Raw genomic sequence first — 17,151 nt, forward strand, 5'->3', positions numbered from 1 at the left:
GAGGAGGCGGTCCGATGGAGCTGATGGACCACACCGCGGTGATCACCGGCGGGACGGCGGGCATTGGACTGGAATCGGCTCGGCTGTTCGCCAGCGAAGGCGCCACCGTCATCGTCTCGGGCCGCGATCCGGCCAGGGGAGCGCACGCGGTGGAGGTCATCGGCCCGAAGGCACGGTTCATCCAGACCGACATGGCCGATATCGATTCGGTGAATTCGCTTGTGCAGCAGTGCGGTGAGGTCGACATCATCGTCAACAACGCCGGCAGCTTTCCGTCGGCATTGACGGTGGAGCAGGGGATGTCGGCGTTCGAGACGATGTTCGACACCAACGTGCGCGGCGCGTACTTTCTGGTTGCCGGCCTGGTCCCGGGAATGCTCAACCGCGGCCGCGGCAGCATCGTCAACATCACGACCATGGCCGCCTTCAAGGGAATTCCCGGTGCGTCGGGCTACAGCGCCTCCAAGGCCGCGGTGGAATCGCTCACCCGCACCTGGGCCGCCGAATTCGGAGGGGCCGGGGTGCGGGTGAACAGCGTGGCGCCGGGGCCCACCCGCACCCCCGGGGTGGCGGCGGAATGGGGCGACGTCAACGAGGAGCTCGGGCGGGCCCTGCCACTGGGGCGCACCGCCTTCCCGTCCGAGATCGCCGAAGCGGTGCTCTTCCTGAGCTCCCCTCGCTCCAGCTTCATCACCGGCTCGACCCTGCACGTCGACGGCGGCGGCGCCGCGGTTTGACCGCCGCGGCGGTCAACGTCGAGTTGTTGCGGACTTTTCGCCGGCGTTCGCTCTACGGTGGGTAGTTGCGCAACGACGAGGAGCATTCATTGCCCGGGCAACCCACCAGCGACGTAACCTTCGACCGAACCCGGCTCACCAGGCGCGGTTTCATGGCCGCGGGCATCGCCGGCGGGTTGGCGCTGACGGCGTGCAGCCAAACCAAACCCGAGCCGTCGGGCAGTGCCAGGATGGCCGCCGCCGTCGATGCGGCCGAGGCCGCCCGGCCGCACAGCGGCCGGACCGTCACCGCCACCCTGACGTCCCAGCAGGTGCAGATCGACCTGGGCGGACCGGTCGTCCGCACGCTGGCCTTCGGCGATTCCATCCCCGGTCCGGTGCTCCGCGCCAGCATCGGTGACCAAGTCGTGGTGACGGTGAAAAACCGGCTCGATCATCCGACGTCGGTGCATTGGCACGGTATCGCCGTGCGCAACGACATGGACGGCGCCGAGCCCGCCACGCCCAACATCGCGGCCGGCCACGACTTCACTTACCGGTTCTCCGTGCCCAACTCGGGCACCTACTGGGCACATCCGCACACCGGCCTGGACGAGGACACCGGGCTGTACCTGCCGGTCATCGTCGACGACCCGACCGAGGGCAACTACGACGCCGAATGGATTGTCGTCCTCGACGATTGGACCGACGGCGTCGGCAAGAGCCCCCAGCAGCTCTACGGCGATCTGAGCAACCCGAACAAGTCGCCCATGCCCGCCACATCCGAGACGACCCCGACCACCACGCCGGCGAGCGAAGCGAGTACGAGCGAGACCAGCCCGACGACTTCGACGAGCCCGGCGCCCGGCGGGCCCGGGCCCACGGCGGGAAGTGCCGGCAGCAGCGACCTCCTCGGTGGCGGCGCCGGAGACATCACCTACCCCCACTACCTGATCAACGGCCGAATTCCCGCCTCCCCCATGACGTTCAACGCGAAGGCTGGCCAGCGGATACGGATCCGCTTCATCAACGCCGCCTCCGACACCACCTTCCGGGTCGCGCTGGCCGGCCATTCGATGACGGTGACCCACACCGACGGCTACCCCGTGGTGCCCGCTGCGGTCGACGCCCTGCTCATCGGCATGGCCGAACGCTACGACGTCCTGGTGACCGCCGCGGACGGTGTCTTCCCACTGGTCGCCGTCGCGGAGGGCAAAAACGGCCTGGCGCGGGCATTGCTGACCACGGGGGCGGGCAGCGCGCCCGACCCGCAACTGCAGCCCGGCGAACTCACCAAGCGCGTGGGCACCGTCGAAATGTTCACCGCCACAACACCGGTCAACCTTGGGCGCCCCGACCCGAACCTCAATCTCCCGGTCGTGCTGGGCGGCAACATGATGCAGTACAACTGGACGATCAACGGGCAGCCCTTCGGCAAGACGAGCCCGCTGCGCGTGCAACAGGGCCAGCGGCCCACCATCACCTTCGACAACACCACGACGATGTATCACCCGATTCACCTGCACGGGCACACGTTCCAGGTGATCAAGCCCGACGGCAGCCCGGGCGCCCGCAAGGACACCGTCATCGTGCTGCCCAAACAGAAGCTCGCCGCCGTTCTCGTTGCCGATAACCCCGGCACGTGGCTGATGCACTGCCACAACACCTATCACCAGGTCGCCGGGATGGAGACGCGCCTGGACTACGTCTTCTGACGATTCAGAGGCTGCCCAAGAATTCGGTCAGCAACCGGTTGACCACCGACGATTGCTCGATCTGCGGGCAGTGCCCGGCGTCGTCGACCACCACCGAACGGGCTCCGTCGATCTGCTTGGCGATCTGGGCCGCCCAGCCGCTGGGCAGGAGCTTGTCGTCGCCGCCCTCGACGACAAGCGTTGGCACGCCGATGCGTTCGTAGGCCCGCGCGCTGGACGGGGCGGAGGACGGCGTGGCGCCGGGGCGGCGGAACCTGGCCGCGGCGATGGCCTCCCATGCCCCCGGCGCGGTGCTCGACTCGTGACGGCGCCGCACGTAGTCCTCGTCGTCGGCATAGGCGGGGTCGGAAAACAGGGCTTCGACGATGCGGCGCATGGCCGGCAACGTGGCGTCATAGTTCTGCAGCGCCTCGAAATGCTGGTTCTGCTGGATTTCGCCGCCGCCGCAGATGATCACCAGGCTCCGGACCGGCAGCAGCGGCGTCTCCGACGTGCTGTCGGTGAGCAGGTTGATGGCGCCCATCGAATTGCCGACGAAGTGCGCCGAGCCGACGCCGAGCAATTCGCAAAACCGGGCGACGTGCCGGATCCGCATGCCGCGCCCGTCGACGAAGTCGATCACCTTGGCCGAACTTCCGTACCCCAGCATGTCCGGGGCCAGCACCCGGTAGCGTGCGGCGAGCGCGGAAATGTTGCGTTCCCAACCGAGTTCGGCACTCGCGCCGAACTCACCGCCGTGCAGGAGCACCACCGGCTCGCCCTCGCCGGCTTCCAGGTAACCGGTGGAAAGGCCGTCCACCGACAAGGTTTTGCGCTGAACGTCCATCATTTGATCGCGATCGGGTTGACCGGCGATCCCACTGCCCCAACGACTCTCAGCGGCGGGGCGATGAGCTGGAATTCGTAGACGCCATCGGCTGCGCAGTCCTCGGCCAGCGCGGTGAGATCCCAGTACTCGCCGAACATCATTCCCATGTCGCGCAGGCAGAGCAGATGCAGGGGCAGGAACACGCCCTCTACTCCCGAGACCAGGTCCTCGACCTGGAGGTTGTCGGCCGCGACCGCGGCGGCCTCGTGGTCGTGCAGCCACGAGGCGCAACTCCAGTCCAGTCCGGAGAAGGGTTCGGTCTTGTCCCCGGTCTGCGCGAACCTCGTCCACCAGCCGGTCCGGATCAGCACGATGTCACCGCGTTCGATCCGCACGCCCTGCGCGCGAGCGGCATCGTCTAATTCTTCGGGTGTGATCGGATTCCCCTGCTCGAGAAAGACTTCCGCATTCCGGTGGCGGACCATATCCAGCAGCACGCCTCGCGAAGTAATGCCCTTGCCGTCGACCTTGTCGATTCCGCAATGCACGGCGCCCATGCTGGTCACCGAATCCGCTCGGAAGCCGTTGTAGAGCTGCTCGTCGTAGTAGACGTGCGACAGCGCGTCCCACTGACTTGCCGCCTGTAGCGGCATGATGATCAGGTCGTCGTTGAAGCGGAACGGATTGTCATCACCCAGGTAACTGCTGAGCTGTTGGGCTATTGGGTTGCTCGCCCACCCCGGTCCGTACCGGGCAAGCGTCTTCGCGTCTCCGCCATCGATGGTCATGATATGGACCGGGTTGTGCCGATATTCGAAGGCGCCCTGCGGGCCCGACGCACCGAAGTCCACCCCGAGAGGAAAGACCCTGCCGCGCCGGACCAGGCTTGCGGCCTGGGCGATCTTTTCCTCGGTGATGAAGTTCAGCGTGCCAAGCTCGTCATCGTCACCCCAGCGGCCCCAGTTGCTGACATCGCGCGCAGCCCGGCGAAAGTCGGTCACACTGGCCACGAAGCACGCCCTTCCTCGAGTTCACGAGCTATCGCGGCGCCCACGTTTCCGCCGTCTACCCACACAACCTGACCCGAAATATAACTGGCCGCACGGCTATTCAGGAAGAGCAGCACCGCCGCCTGCTCCGCCGGTTCGGACACGCGTCCCAGCGGCTTGGGGATGTCGTCGAGGAAGCCCTGCCCGTATGCCGTACGAAGCTGGTCCAGGATCGGTGTCTCGGTGACCCCCGGCCCGGTGCAGTTGATACGGATCCCCCTGCCGCCCAGCGGCGTGGCGCTGCGCATGGTGTACAGGATGATGGCTTCCTTGGACAGTTGGTAGCCGTTGCCCAGCGCTTCGCGATGTCGATCGCACCAGTCGATCCCCTCCTGCATGGTCGCCGTGTCGAGCAACGGCGCCACCTCGCGCAGGTGCTCACGATAGGCGGCCGCCGCGAGCGAGGACACGCTGACGATGGACGATCCCGCGGTCATCTTCGGGATGAGCGCCTCGGTGAGATGGCGTAACCCCAAGAAGTTGATCGTGACGATCAACGGCGGGTTGCCCACACCCGAGGAGACCCCGGCGATGTTGAACAGCGCGTCGACCGGCCCGTCGATGGATGCCACCGCGCGATCGATCGACGCGGGATCGGCCAGGTCGATCTCGTGGAAACCGCCGATCCCGAAGTCGGGCCGGCGCTTATCCAGCCCGACGACGTCGGCCCCCAGATCGGTGAGCTGACGCACCACGTATTCCCCGATGCCCGAGGCGCATCCGGTCACCACCGCCCGGCGGCCGTCGTAGCGCCACAGCTCGTCGATTGCTCCCAAGGCTCGCCCCGACATCTTGGTATTGCTCAGGCTCTACTTCTTCTGCTGGTCCTTCGCCCGCTGCGCCGCCTGCACCCGGCCTTCGTTGATCTCCGCCATGGCTTCGGGGATCTCGCTGGCGGTGAACTTACCGCCGCGGCCGGTGGGCAGTCCACCAAACGAGTAATCCTCATCGAACTGCGGTGCGGTCGGTTTCGGCCGGCGCGCCTCCACCTTTTCGATGACAGGATCGAGCCGTTTCGCTTTTTCCGCCACGGCTTTCGCGTCGCGTTCGATGAACTCGGGGAGCACCTCTTTGCCCATCAGCTCGATGGATTCCATGGTGCCCTCGTGGCTGCGCGGGTTGAGCAGCAGGATGATCTCGTCCACGCCGCTTTCTTCGTAGCCGCGCAGGAATTCGCGCACCGTGGCGGGCGACCCGATCGCCCCCCGGCCCGGGCCGTAAGCCAGCGTCGGATCCTTTTCGACCTCTTCGAGATACCGCTGCCACACTCCGGTCCGCCCGGGCGTGTGCGCCCCGGTCATGTAGTAGTGCATGATGCCGAACGAGAAGAACCCGCCGCCCTGCCCGAGCCGCCGCAACGCCTGCTCGTCGGTCTTGGCCACCATCATCGAGAGGTCGCCGCCGATGGCGAGGATGTTCGGATTGATGTGCGGGGTCACGGGGACGCCGTTCTCTTCGAATTCTTTGTAGTAGCCGTTGACCCGCTCGGTCAGCGGGCCGGGGCCGGTGTAGGCGAAACTCAAAGCGCCGATCGCCTTTTGGGCCGCCATCTGCACGCTGGCGGGGCGTGTGCAAGCGACCCAGACCGGCGGATGCGGCTTTTGCAGCGGCTTGGGGACGACGTTGCGGGCCGGCATCTGGACGTGCTCGCCGTTAAAACCGGTGAACGGCTCCTCGATCATGCAGCGGATCGAGACCTCGAGGGCCTCCTCCCACTGAGCGCGCTTGTCGGCGGGGTCGATGTTGAATCCTCCGAGTTCGCCGACCGACGACGATTCCCCGGTGCCGAACTCGACGCGGCCGTTGGAGAGCAGGTCGAGGGTGGCGATGCGTTCGGCGACCCGGGCGGGGTGGTTGACCACGGGCGGCAGGTGCATGATGCCGAAGCCGAGGCGAATGTTCCTGGTGCGCTGGCTGGCCGCGGCCAAGAAGATCTCCGGCGCCGTCGAGTGGCAGTACTCCTCGAGGAAGTGGTGCTCGGTCAGCCACACGGTGGAGAAGCCCGCCTTGTCGGCGGCCTCGACCTCGTCGAGGCAGTCCTGCATCATGATGTGCTCGTCGTCGGGCGCCCACGGCCGCGGCAGGGCGAATTCGTAGAACAGCGAGATTTTCATTGCTACCTCCTATGAGTATTAACGGCTCGATTGGCTGCTTGTGCCGCAACGTGTTTCGCCGCGACATAGCCGAAGGTCATCGCGGGGCCGATGGTCGCGCCGGCGCCGGCATAGCTGCGGCCCATCACCGGCGCGGAGGTGTTGCCCACCGCGTAGAGCCCGGGCACCACGCTGTCATCGGCCCGCAGGACGCGGGCGTGCTCGTCGGTGCGCAGGCCGCCGGAAGTCCCTAGGTCCCCGAGTACGATCCGGAACGCGTAGTACGGCGGATCGCCCAGCGGATGCAAGTTCGGGTTGGGCAACGTGTGATCGCCGTAGTAGTTGTCGTACACGCTGTCGCCGCGGTTGAAGTCGTCGTCGTGGCCGTTGCGTGCGAGTTCGTTGAAGCGCCCGGCGGTTTCGGCGAGCTGGACCGCGGGCACGCCGATCTTGGCCGCCATTTCTTCCCACGTCATGGCCTGCTTCACCACACCCGATTCCAGCCAGGCCGGAGGAATCTTGCGCCCGGTCGGTACGGGGGCGAATGGGATCTTCGGTATCGGTAGGTGTCCGCCGACGACGTAGCGGTTGAACGACCGGTGGTCGGTGATGAGCCAGCACGGGATGTGGGTGACGCCGGATCTCTGGCCCTCGATCATGGCGTGGCCGAAATCCATGTACGGGGCCGCTTCGTTGATGAACCGTTTGCCGGCGCCGTTGACGATGAACTGCGCGGGCATCATCCGTTCGTTGAGCATGAATTGCATGCGGCCGTCCGGCCATTGGATCGCAGGGAACCACCAGGCTTCGTCGAGCAGGTCCGTGGCGGCGCCGACCTTTTGCGCCGCGCGGATACCGTCGCCCATCGCCGCCGGGTTGCCGAAGCTCCAGTCCCGGTCCACCTCGGGCAGCAGCTCCTTGCGCCAGCCGAGGTCGTGGTCGAACCCACCCGACGCCAGGATCACACCCAGCCGCGCGCCGATCCGCTTTGACTTGCCGCCGGTTTCCACCACCGCGCCGGTCACCGCTCCGTCGGCGTCGATGAGCAGCTCGACCATCGGGGAGTCCAGCCACAGGGGGATGCCGCGTTCCCTCAGCGCCAGCCGGAGCCGGGCCGCCAGTGACTGCCCGATCGCGGCCATCCGCTCGCCGAACACCCTGGCCCTCACCATCCTCGCGATCAGCTTGAGCAACACGGCTTTGCCGGCCCAGGATTGGCGGATCCTGTAAAAGGTGCGCAACTCCTTGGGGCCCAACCAGATTCCTCTGGGCGCCAGCGCCAGCGGCTGGAGCAGCCGCTGCTCGTCGTCGCCCAGCTTGCGCAGGTCGATCGGCGGCACGTTGATGGTGCTGCCGAGTTCGGAGCCGCCCGGGAGCTCGGGGTAGTAGTCGGCATACCCGGGCTTCCAGACGAATTCGAACCAGCCGGACAGCCGCTCCAGGAATTGGAGCATCTGCGGTGCCGTCTCGACGTATTGGCGAATGCGCGCCTCGCTGACCAGGCCGTCGGTGATCAGCTTGAGATACCCCACCACGCCCTCGGGCTCGGGCGCGTAGCCCTCCCGGCGCTGGGCGGGCGCGCCCGGAACCCAGATGCCGCCGCCGGACAACGCGGTCGAACCCCCGAAGTGCGAGGACTTTTCGACCACCAGGGTGTCGAGTCCGGAGGCCTCGGCGGTCAGGGCCGCCGTCATGCCTCCCCCGCCCGACCCGACGATGAGTACGTCGACAACGTGATCGAAATCGTCCACTGCGTCCGTCATTTCGGAAGTGCCGTTCTGATGGCGAAACCGGCGATCAGCTCGGGGGCGGGCTTGTAAAAGCGTCCCGTGGTTTCGTAGGGTCCCGCGGCCTCCAGCGCCGCGAAAGCCGCTACCCAGGTGCGGATTTCCTGCGCGGAGCTGCCGCCCTCATGGGCCACGAACGCGTTCGACCACTGATCCAGTTCGCTGAGCCATCCGCCGTCGATGATCTCCAGGAATCGGTGGTCCCACGCCGGGTTGAGGGGTTGCAGGTCACTGTCGCCGGCGGCGAAGCTCTTGGCCGCATCGACGACGGCCGCCTGCCGTGCCTGGCGCTGCTCGGAGGTCATCGGTCGCCCGTGCACGATGCGCTCCAGCACGGGTGGGCCCGCGGTGGCCAGCGTCGGCACGGGCGGACTGTGGGAGAGCCCACCCGAGCCCAGCACCAGGACGCGCTTGTCCAGGGTGGCGAGATAGCCACCGACGGCGGCGCCGAGCGCTCGGCAACGGTGCATCGGGCCCAGCGGCACCCCGATCGCGTTGACGAAGATCGGGATCACGGGACGCGAGATGGCGTCGCCGAACAGCTTTTCGAGCGGCTGGACCGTGCCGTGATCCACGTCCATGCTGGCCGACACCGCGATGTCGACACCCGCGTCGAGGATGGCCCGTGCGCAGTCGCCGGCGAGGTCCTCCGGCACGTCCAGTGGGCCGGCGTGGGTGCCGTAGTCCCCGACTCCGGTGGCGCTCATGCCAATACAGAACGGCGGCATCACCTTGTAGAAGAACCCGTTGTAGTGATCCGGCGAAAAGGTGACGACGAGTTCGGGATCGAAATCCTCGACAAATCCTCGCGCCTCGGCGATCGCGCCCTCGATGTCGTCAAGCAGGTCCCGCGACGGCCCCGGAAGACTCAGGAGCGGGCTGTGCGACATACAGCACAGAGCCAGTGCCACTTTGCAAATCACCCCCTTGCGGCGTCAGGGTCAGCGCGTCAAGGAGCGCGGCGCTCAGGTCGGGAGTGCGCTGAGCGATGCAGGCGCCCGCGATGCATCGGTCGGGGCGCAGGAACAACACCGAATCGGAATGGGTGTCGAACCACGCTTTGAGGTCACCACGCCGATCGCCGACGATCACGACGTCGGGGTCATCGTGCCCGGTCCAGTGCAACTGCGTCACCGGCCGCAGCGCAAAGAAGCGCGCGCCCAGCGCTTTCCAGCTTGCGAAGGCGGCTTCGCCGAGGAGTGTGCGGGGGTTGTTGTTCCAGCACAGCACCGCGAACCAGGTGCCCAGCACGTCGTCGAGCAGCACGTCCTGCCGGTCTCGGGTGTCGACTCGCGGCTGGATGAACAGCGTCCCGACCGGCGAATCACTGCGGCCAGACTCGGCGTGCACGACGGCGCCGTGCTCGTAGCGCGGCATGGGCTTGAACCGCATTTCCAGCACATATCGCTTGAGCGACGGCACGATTGACGCCGACCGCACGAGCAGGTCGCGCGCGCCGGCCACCCGTCGGTTGGTCGGCGAGATCACGCGGCCCACCATGGTGGACAGGTCGATCATCGCGCGCGCATGCTTGCGGCGCTCCACGTCGTAGGTGTCCAGCAGCTTGTCGTCAGCGCGGCCGCTCACCACCGCCGCGAGCTTCCAGCCCAGGTTGGCGGCGTCGCGAATCCCGCTGTTGTAGCCCTGCCCCTGCCACACCGGCATCAAGTGCGCGGCGTCGCCGGCCAGCAGCAGCCGGCCCCGGCGGAAAGCGCCGGCGATCCGCGAGTGGTGCGTGTAGACGCGGCGCCGGATCACGTCGACCCGGTCGGGGTGGGGCACCATCCGGGCCAGCATCTGTTGCAGGAAGGCCGGGTCTTCCGCCTGTTCGTCGGTCTCGTCGGCGTGAATCATGAACTCGAAGCGGCGAATACCGTGGGCGATCGAGATCGAGGCGTACGGGCGCTCGGGGTCGGCGCCGACCTCGCTGTTGGGGTGCCCGAGCGGGTCGTTGGCGATGTCGACCACCAGCCACCGCGTCGAGGACGTCGTCCCGTCGAACGACACCCCCATCACGCGGCGGGTCATGCTGCGACCGCCGTCGCACCCGACGACGTACCGTGCCCGCAGTCTCGTTGTGTCGCCGTTGTTCTCGACGCCGCCGCCGAGCTCGACGGTGACCCCGTCGGCGTCTTCCCGGCAGCCCGCCATCGGGCTGCCCCACCGGACCTGGACGTGGTCGAATCGGTCCAGGCCGGCCAGCAGCTCGGCATCGACGAGCGGTTGCACGAACCCATTTCGCTTCGGCCAACCGAAACGCGCGTCGGGCGGGGCCATTTCGGCAAGCACGCGGCGCTTGGCGTCCATGAAGCGCAGGATCTGGTTGGGCACCGTGTGCGGCAGCACCCGGTCGGCAAGGCCGATCGACTGGAAGGTGCGCAGCGCCTCGTCGTCGAGACCGACCCCGCGCGGGTAGTCGATGAGGGTGTCCCGCTCTTCGACCACCACCGCGCGGATCCCTTGCAGGCCAAGGATGTTGGCCAGAGTCAGCCCGACCGGGCCCGCCCCGACGACGAGGACGTCGGTCTCGGTGTCAGGTGTCTCTTGCCCCGGAGTCGCCATCAGCGACCCAGCAGGAAATCGAGATGCAGGCGGTTGAAGGTCTTGGCGTCCTCGTACTGCGGCCAGTGACCGCATCCGGGCATCACCTCGAAGCGCGCGCCGGGGATCATCGACGCGATGCGCCGGCCTTCGCTGACGTCGGCGGTAGGGTCGTCGCTGGTCCACAGCACCAGCGTCGGGGCGATGATCGAGCCGTACTCGGCCGGACCGAGGATGTTGCGTGCCCGAATCTCGGGATCCTGCAACGCCATGATGTCGCGCATGGCGGAGACGAATCCCGGTTGGCGATAGACGCGTTGGCGGCTGGCGACCAGGTCGTCGTAGTCCTGGGACTTGTCGGCCATCAACCATTTGATCCGCGCCTGCACCGTTTCCCAGGTGGGGTCCTCGGCGGCCGCCATGGACAGGGTGATGATCCGCTGCATCACGGCGGGGTCGGCCTGCGAGCCGCCAGCGGTGTTGAGCACCAGGCGGTCGACCACGTCGGGGTGGTCGACGGCGGCGCGCGCGGCCACCCAGCCGCCCAGGGATTCGCCGCTGATGCACGCCCGATCGACACCGATGGTGCGCAGCACGGCCATCAGGTGCTCGACGTAGTGGTGGACCTCCAGTGGGTGGCCCGGCTTGTCGGTGTAGCCGTGACCCAGCATGTCGATCGACCAGGTCCAGAAATGATCCGCATGGGCGGCCAGGTTGCGCACGTAGGCCTCGGCGTGACCGCCGGATCCGTGCAGCAGAATCAGCACCGGCTTGCCGGGGTCCCCGGCCCGCAGGTAGCGGGTCCGTATTCCTCCGGCGTCGAGGTAGCCCTGCTCAAACGCGACGCCCTGGAGATCGCTCCAGATGCTCTCGAACTCCGCCACGGTCCTGTCCGACCTCCAGATCGGGGAAATCTCGTTCTCGTTTTCGACGTACTTCGTGTGCTAATATCGCACACTAATGTGCGTTATATATAGAGCTTCGCTCTCGCTGGAAGGTCTGTCAAGGCTGTGACTGGTTCCGGTACCGGGTCGCAAACCCTGGCCAGGGGCCTCACCGCCCTGCAGATGGTGGCCGATTCCCCCGCCGGGCTCACCGTGCAGCAGCTCGCCGATCAGGTCGGGGTGCACCGCACGATCGCCTACCGGTTGCTGACGACGCTGGCGGAGTTTCGGCTGGTGGCCAAAGGTGAGGACGGGCGTTACCGCCCCGCGGCCGGTCTCGCCGTGCTGGGCGCGTCGTTCGACCGCAACGTGCGCCAGCTGAGTCTGCCGACGTTGCGCGCGCTGGCCGACGACCTCGGCACGACGGTGTCGTTGCTCATCGCCGAGGGCGACCAGCAGGTGGCGATCGCGGTCATCGTGCCCAGCCACGTCGCCTACCAGCTCTCCTTTCACGAGGGCAGTCGGTACCCGCTCGACCGCGGCGCCGCCGGGATCGCCTTGCTCGCGTGCATGCCACCGCGCCCGGGCGAGCGGGAGCTGGTGGCGCGGGCGCGCGAGCGCGGATGGGTGACGACCTACGGCGAGATCGAACCGAATACCTACGGGCTGGCCGTGGGGGTGCGCCGCCCGGCGCCGTCCCCACCGACGTGCATCAACCTCATCTCGCACCGAGAAGACGTGGTGATGCGCGGGAAAGACGCGGTCGTCAAAGCCGCCAAGGAGTTGTCGGAGCTACTGAGCTAGCCGTTGAGCTGAAGGGATAGCAGTCCATGTCATGGGACCACGAGATCGACGTCGTCGTGCTCGGCAGTGGCGGCGCGGGGCTCACCGCCGCACTGACCGCGGTCGTGGCGGGCGCGTCGGTGGAGGTTTACGAAAAGGCCGCGACGGTCGGCGGGACCACCGCCGTGTCGGGCGGCATCGTGTGGATCCCCGCCCATAACCGTTCTCCCGACGGCGAATTGACGCCCGCCGACGCGTTGCAATACCTGCGCGCCCAGTCGCTCGGCTCGATGGACGACGAGCTGGTCGAGACGTTCGTGCGCACGGGTCCGGCGATGCTCGACTTCATCGAGGCGCACAGCGGCCTGCAGTTCGAGATCGCGACCGGCTTCCCCGACTATCGGCCGGAGTTGCCGGGCGGACAACCGACGGGCGGCCGATCGCTGAGCGCGGCCCCGTTCGATCTCGCGCAGCTGGGCGAATGGGCAACGCGGATCACGTCTTTCCCGGCCGACTGGTCCAACGTGGGTTTCGATGCCGAGACCAGGGCACGCCTGCACGCGGCGATCGACGAACGGACCGGCCACCTGTGTGTCGCCGGCACGGCGCTGATCGCGGGTCTGCTGAAGGGCCTGCTGGATGCCGGGGTGACCCCCCATACCAATGCGCGGGCCGAGGAACTCATTGCCGACGGTTCAGAGGTGACCGGGGTGCGCGTCGCCCTGCCGGAACGGACGATCAGAGTTCGCGCGCGACGCGGGGTCATCCTGGGCACCGGCGGCTTCGAGTGGGATCCGGCTCTGACACAAGCCTTTCTGCGCGGCCCCATGCACGGCGCGGTCTCTCCACCCAACAACACCGGCGACGGGCTGCGCATGGCCATGGCCCACGGGGCCGACCTGGCCAACATGGGCGAGGCGTGGTGGGTGCCGATCGTCCAGATCCCGGGCGACACCATCGAAGGCAAGCCACGCAGCCGCAGCGTGCGTCTGGAAAGAACGCGACCGCGCAGCATCATCGTCAATTCCGCGGGGCAGCGCTTCGTCAACGAAGCGTGCGACTACAACTCGATGGCCGGCGCGTTCCATTATCTGGATCCTCGCGGCGGGTACGTCAACGATCGCGGATGGATGGTGTTCGACTCGGTTCATCTGCAGCGCTACGGATTTCTTGGTGTGGAGCCGGGACAGCCCGTCCCGGATTGGTTCTGCGAGTCGGCGGACCTGGCCGAGTTGGCCGCCAAGACCGGCATCGACCCCGGTGGATTGGCTCGCACCGTCGAGAGCTGGAACCGTCACGTGGCCGACGGGGAAGACCCCGACTTCGGGCGTGGTTCCAGCGCCTACGACGGCTACTGGGGTGACGACAGCGCGACGACGCAGGCCGGCAAGACGCTGGGACCGATCGACACCGCCCCGTACTACGCGGTGCCGGTGAGCATCGGTGCGATGGGCACCAAGGGTGGCCCGCGCACCGATCACGACGCCCGCGTCCTGCACGTCGGTGGCGAGCCGATACCGGGGCTTTTCGCCGCCGGCAACGCGATGGGCGGAGTGACCGGGCGAGCCTACGGGGGCGCGGGCGGAACACTGAGTCCGGCAATGGTTTTCGGCTACCGTGCGGGTCACGCGGCCGCGACCGGAAAGTCCGTCGACCTTAAATAGCGTTTTGGCGCCGAAAGTGGGCTCTAGGTACGAAAGCCGCCGCGGGTTCGTTCACAAGCCCCACGCTCGGCGTTACTGGGGGATCGCTCGTCGTAGCCCAGCTCGTCGCTGACCATGCTGCGCGGCGCGTTTACGGGCGGCCGCGGACAACAGTTGTGTCACGAGCGGATGAGGTTCCTCGACGGTGGAGCGACTCTGCGGAACGAACAACGTGGCGATGTAGTACGGGTGGTCCGCTAACTCCAGGACGCGAGCTTCCTCGTGGTCGTCGACTCCGGTGACGCGCAATCCGGCTGCTTCCAGCGCTGGTCGATAGGTTTCATTCAATCCGAAGTTGCAATAGTAATTTTCATAAATCCGTCGCTTCCCATAGCACTGCGCAGCCAGTGATCCAGGCTGGAGGTTGACCGGCATGGTTCGGCCCGCCAGGGAACACGTCAATGAAGAGATGAACAACACCGATCCGTACGGATCGTATTCGGCGTGCTCCGCATCTTTGAAGCCGAGGACATTGCGGGCAAATTCAAGAACGATGTGCTGGTATCCGCCACAGGTACCCAACGTTGGCACATGGTTTTCGCGCCCAAAACGTAAAGCAGCAAGGGCTCCGCGCAAACTGCGGTATGGACTACCGGGAGCACACCACAGCGCATCGGCGGCAACGATCGGCCGGAGGTCGGCTTCCAGCGATTCGGTTGCCAGCCATGTAATCGAGGCGTGCAGACCCAGCAATGTCGCTGAGTGGCTTATCGCCCTGTTGGTCGCGATATGAGGACCATAGGAACTGTCGAAGTCGCCAACCACCGTAATGCTTAACGGCTCGGTCATTGGGGCTCTTTCGTTCGAAGGCCCTCCCAGCGTGGCAGCTTGCCTCGCTACACACCAATCCTTTTTGGTACGAGATTCGAAACGTAACTCACAGTGATGCTGGCACAATTGGTCCGACCTGCGTCATTCTGAGCTGATGGTGGCCTACGACCGGATCGGTGCTACCTATCGCAGCACCCGCCGGCCCGACCCGCGGATCGCTTCGCAGGTGCGCGACGCGCTCGCCACGATGGGCACCGTCGTCAACGTCGGGGCGGGAACCGGTTCATACGAGCCGGGCCAGACCGTCGCCGCGATCGAGCCCAGCATGGTGATGATCGCCCAGCGCCCTCCCGGCTCGGCGCAGTGTGTCCAGGCCGTGGCGGAGGCATTGCCCCTGCGGGACAAGTGCGTTGACGCCGCAATGGCGTTGTTGACCGTGCATCATTGGGGCGATCTCTCCGCCGGGATCGCCGAGCTGCGCCGGGTCAGCCGCCACCGAATCGTGATATTCACCTGGGATCAAGCAGTGATCGACGACTTCTGGTTGCTGCGTGAGTATCTGCCCGACGCCGCTCGCATCAATAAGGCGCTGCACGTACCGATTGAACGACTGGTGGAGCTGCTGGGCGGCGCGCAGGTGCACACCGTACCGATACCGCATGACTGCACCGACGGATTCGGCGCCGCCTTTTGGCGCCGGCCCGAGGCCTACCTCGACGCCACCGTCCGCGCCGGCATCTCGATGCTGGCCTACGCCGATGAAGGCGCCTTGGCCGACGGGCTGGGCCGGCTCGCGGCCGACCTGCGCTCGAGACGATGGCAACGACGACACGCGGAACTCCTTGAACAACAACAGCTCGACGCCGGCTACCGCCTGCTCATCAGCGATTGCGGCTAAGGATCAATAGGAGAGCCTCGGCGGTGCTAGCGGCGGCGATAGCGCAAGCCAAACAGATTTCATGCCAACCAGACTGGTGCCCGCGTGACTGGTGTGACCGACGAAGCGGGTCCACCGGATGGCGCGAGCGCCGTCAGTCCTTCAGCGGCACTTCGACGCAGACGTGCGTGCCCACCGGGACATCGAAAAAGACCGTTGCTCCCCCGGCGGCCTCCACCCTGGCGCGGTGTGACGCCAGGCCGATGTGCCCCTCCCCCAGGCGATGCGTGACGGTCTCGGGGCTGAACCCGACGCCGTCGTCGACCACATGCAAAACGCAGGTCCCATCGGTGATCCCGAGCCTGACCGACGCGTTGCGCGCCGCGGAATGTCGCACGACGTTGGACAGCAACTCACGCACCATCGCGAACACCACGGGATCGATGGCATTGCGCGCCGAATAGTCGATGTCCGTGGCGATCTCGATGCCCGAACGCTCGGCGGTGAACTCCGCAAGCTGCTGGACCGCGGCGCCGAGCCCGACCTGCTCGAGAACCGCCGGATGGAGCTCAAACGTGGCCTGCCGCAACCGTTCCGAGGCCTGCTGCAGTCCGGCCGATGCCCGCACGATGCGCTCATCGCCCGGGAATGCGGTATCCAGTTCGTCCAGCTCTTGGCGCACCGCCAGGATGTCTTGCAGCGGTCCGTCGTGAATGAACTCCGAGATCCGGCGCGCCGCCTCGTCCGAGGCGGTCATCGTCTGGGCAAGCAGTTCCTCCCGTAAGGCGCTCAGCCCGGCCACCGAGCGCGTATGCCGCTCCTCGATCCGCACCACCAGGAAGGCCGCGCAGCACAGGAACGCATAGAGCAGGAACCGAAATCCCGCCTCCGGCAATCGGACCGCGCTCGTCATCACCGGATCTTGCAGCACGGCGATCGCGAACCCGAGCATGGAGAAGATGAGCACCACCGCCGCGCGGCGCGAAGAGACATCGAGCCCCAGCAGGACCGGCAACATGGCCATGATCAGCAGCGGGTAGACCCCGTCGGTGGACAGCAGCTGAAAGACCGTCAGCGCGACGATGTCGATGACGGTGAACGCGAACGGCTCCAGTCGCCCGATCGCTACCAATCGGCCCATCCCGATCCATCGCCGGAAAGGCGCGAAGGCCAACGCCGCGGCGCAGGCCGCGACGCACGCGTACAGGACGATCAGCACGGTTTCTTGCGGCCACTCGTGCCGGTCGGTGCCGATGATCATGGCCGCGACCATCAGTCCCACGACACCGATCCGAAGCACCGAGCCGATTCGATACGAGCGCAATTGATGAATCGTGCGCACCCGTTCCAGTTCCGCGTCACCGGCCCCTGCCACCCGATCACCGTACTCATCAAGGCACGCCGCCTCGGGGCAAACTGAAAAA

At 66.7% G+C, this 17,151-nt stretch carries 15 protein-coding genes; 5 read left to right on the top strand and 10 right to left on the bottom strand.

Annotated elements, in window-relative coordinates:
* The first annotated feature begins 14 nt into the window (after positions 1-14).
* Entirely contained in the window at positions 15-737 is a 723-nt protein-coding gene (locus QGN31_RS21700; RefSeq protein WP_008253618.1) for an SDR family NAD(P)-dependent oxidoreductase, read from the top strand.
* A gap of 152 nt (positions 738-889) precedes the next feature.
* A complete protein-coding gene (locus QGN31_RS21705) occupies positions 890-2,431 on the top strand; it encodes a multicopper oxidase family protein (protein ID WP_233425328.1) in 1,542 nt (513 codons plus the stop codon).
* A gap of 4 nt (positions 2,432-2,435) precedes the next feature.
* Here the strand turns inward: QGN31_RS21705 and QGN31_RS21710 are convergent, their stop codons facing one another.
* From QGN31_RS21710 to QGN31_RS21745, 8 genes are read right to left on the bottom strand one after another with little or no spacing between them, the layout of a single operon-like run.
* Entirely contained in the window at positions 2,436-3,257 is an 822-nt protein-coding gene (locus QGN31_RS21710; RefSeq protein WP_014941295.1) for an alpha/beta fold hydrolase, read from the bottom strand.
* Complete coding sequence (locus QGN31_RS21715) at positions 3,257-4,249, bottom strand: cyclase family protein (protein ID WP_036458223.1); 993 nt, start codon at positions 4,247-4,249, stop codon at positions 3,257-3,259. The genes QGN31_RS21710 and QGN31_RS21715 overlap by 1 nt, the downstream gene beginning before the upstream one ends.
* Complete coding sequence (locus QGN31_RS21720; protein WP_085978331.1) at positions 4,237-5,064, bottom strand: coniferyl-alcohol dehydrogenase; 828 nt, start codon at positions 5,062-5,064, stop codon at positions 4,237-4,239. Before QGN31_RS21720 ends, QGN31_RS21715 begins: the two co-directional genes overlap by 13 nt.
* 33 nt (positions 5,065-5,097) lie before the next feature.
* A complete protein-coding gene (locus QGN31_RS21725; RefSeq protein ID WP_014941293.1) occupies positions 5,098-6,402 on the bottom strand; it encodes an LLM class flavin-dependent oxidoreductase in 1,305 nt (434 codons plus the stop codon).
* A gap of 2 nt (positions 6,403-6,404) precedes the next feature.
* Positions 6,405-8,132, bottom strand: a complete 1,728-nt coding sequence (locus QGN31_RS21730; protein ID WP_014941292.1) for an FAD-binding protein — start codon at positions 8,130-8,132, stop codon at positions 6,405-6,407.
* An 8-nt stretch (positions 8,133-8,140) separates the two neighbouring features.
* Entirely contained in the window at positions 8,141-9,058 is a 918-nt protein-coding gene (locus tag QGN31_RS21735; protein ID WP_008253611.1) for a 3-carboxyethylcatechol 2,3-dioxygenase, read from the bottom strand.
* Positions 9,006-10,730 (bottom strand): bifunctional 3-(3-hydroxy-phenyl)propionate/3-hydroxycinnamic acid hydroxylase, encoded by a 1,725-nt coding sequence (locus QGN31_RS21740; RefSeq protein WP_008253610.1) that lies wholly within the window; start codon positions 10,728-10,730, stop codon positions 9,006-9,008. Before QGN31_RS21740 ends, QGN31_RS21735 begins: the two co-directional genes overlap by 53 nt.
* On the bottom strand, positions 10,730-11,593 hold the full coding sequence (locus tag QGN31_RS21745) for an alpha/beta fold hydrolase (RefSeq protein ID WP_008253609.1): 864 nt from the start codon (positions 11,591-11,593) through the stop codon (positions 10,730-10,732). The genes QGN31_RS21740 and QGN31_RS21745 overlap by 1 nt, the downstream gene beginning before the upstream one ends.
* A 126-nt stretch (positions 11,594-11,719) precedes the next feature.
* On the opposite strand from QGN31_RS21745, the gene QGN31_RS21750 reads away from it, so the two are divergent.
* Positions 11,720-12,397 carry an IclR family transcriptional regulator gene (locus tag QGN31_RS21750; RefSeq protein ID WP_008253608.1) on the top strand — a complete coding sequence of 226 codons (678 nt, stop codon included), beginning with the start codon at positions 11,720-11,722 and terminating at the stop codon, positions 12,395-12,397.
* A 26-nt stretch (positions 12,398-12,423) separates the two neighbouring features.
* Positions 12,424-14,040 (top strand): FAD-dependent oxidoreductase, encoded by a 1,617-nt coding sequence (locus QGN31_RS21755; protein WP_008253607.1) that lies wholly within the window; start codon positions 12,424-12,426, stop codon positions 14,038-14,040.
* Between the two features lie 72 nt (positions 14,041-14,112).
* Here QGN31_RS21755 and QGN31_RS21760 read toward each other — a convergent pair whose 3' ends face one another.
* Positions 14,113-14,868: a CTP synthase C-terminal region-related (seleno)protein gene (locus QGN31_RS21760; RefSeq protein WP_014710968.1), complete on the bottom strand. Its 756-nt coding sequence runs from the start codon at positions 14,866-14,868 to the stop codon at positions 14,113-14,115.
* A 136-nt stretch (positions 14,869-15,004) separates the two neighbouring features.
* Between QGN31_RS21760 and QGN31_RS21765 the strand changes: the two genes are divergently transcribed.
* Positions 15,005-15,748: a class I SAM-dependent methyltransferase gene (locus QGN31_RS21765; protein WP_014383831.1), complete on the top strand. Its 744-nt coding sequence runs from the start codon at positions 15,005-15,007 to the stop codon at positions 15,746-15,748.
* A 133-nt stretch (positions 15,749-15,881) separates the two neighbouring features.
* Here the strand turns inward: QGN31_RS21765 and QGN31_RS21770 are convergent, their stop codons facing one another.
* Positions 15,882-17,102, bottom strand: a complete 1,221-nt coding sequence (locus QGN31_RS21770) for a sensor histidine kinase (RefSeq protein WP_014383830.1) — start codon at positions 17,100-17,102, stop codon at positions 15,882-15,884.
* Positions 17,103-17,151: the final 49 nt, after the last annotated feature.

Origin of the sequence: Mycobacterium sp. 2-64 (genome assembly GCF_035918375.1) — a bacterium.
Lineage (GTDB): Bacteria > Actinomycetota > Actinomycetes > Mycobacteriales > Mycobacteriaceae > Mycobacterium > Mycobacterium intracellulare.

Excerpts from the sequence above, each read along its gene's own strand:
- QGN31_RS21700 (WP_008253618.1), top strand. The coding sequence starts at position 15 with ATGGAGCTGATGGACCACACCGCGGTGATCACCGGCGGGACGGCGGGC.
- QGN31_RS21705 (WP_233425328.1), top strand. The coding sequence starts at position 890 with ATGGCCGCGGGCATCGCCGGCGGGTTGGCGCTGACGGCGTGCAGCCAA.
- QGN31_RS21710 (WP_014941295.1), bottom strand. The coding sequence starts at position 3,257 with ATGGACGTTCAGCGCAAAACCTTGTCGGTGGACGGCCTTTCCACCGGT.
- QGN31_RS21725 (WP_014941293.1), bottom strand. The coding sequence starts at position 6,402 with ATGAAAATCTCGCTGTTCTACGAATTCGCCCTGCCGCGGCCGTGGGCG.
- QGN31_RS21735 (WP_008253611.1), bottom strand. The coding sequence starts at position 9,058 with ATGTCGCACAGCCCGCTCCTGAGTCTTCCGGGGCCGTCGCGGGACCTG.
- QGN31_RS21740 (WP_008253610.1), bottom strand. The coding sequence starts at position 10,730 with ATGGCGACTCCGGGGCAAGAGACACCTGACACCGAGACCGACGTCCTC.
- QGN31_RS21755 (WP_008253607.1), top strand. The coding sequence starts at position 12,424 with ATGTCATGGGACCACGAGATCGACGTCGTCGTGCTCGGCAGTGGCGGC.
- QGN31_RS21760 (WP_014710968.1), bottom strand. The coding sequence starts at position 14,868 with ATGACCGAGCCGTTAAGCATTACGGTGGTTGGCGACTTCGACAGTTCC.
- QGN31_RS21765 (WP_014383831.1), top strand. The coding sequence starts at position 15,005 with ATGGTGGCCTACGACCGGATCGGTGCTACCTATCGCAGCACCCGCCGG.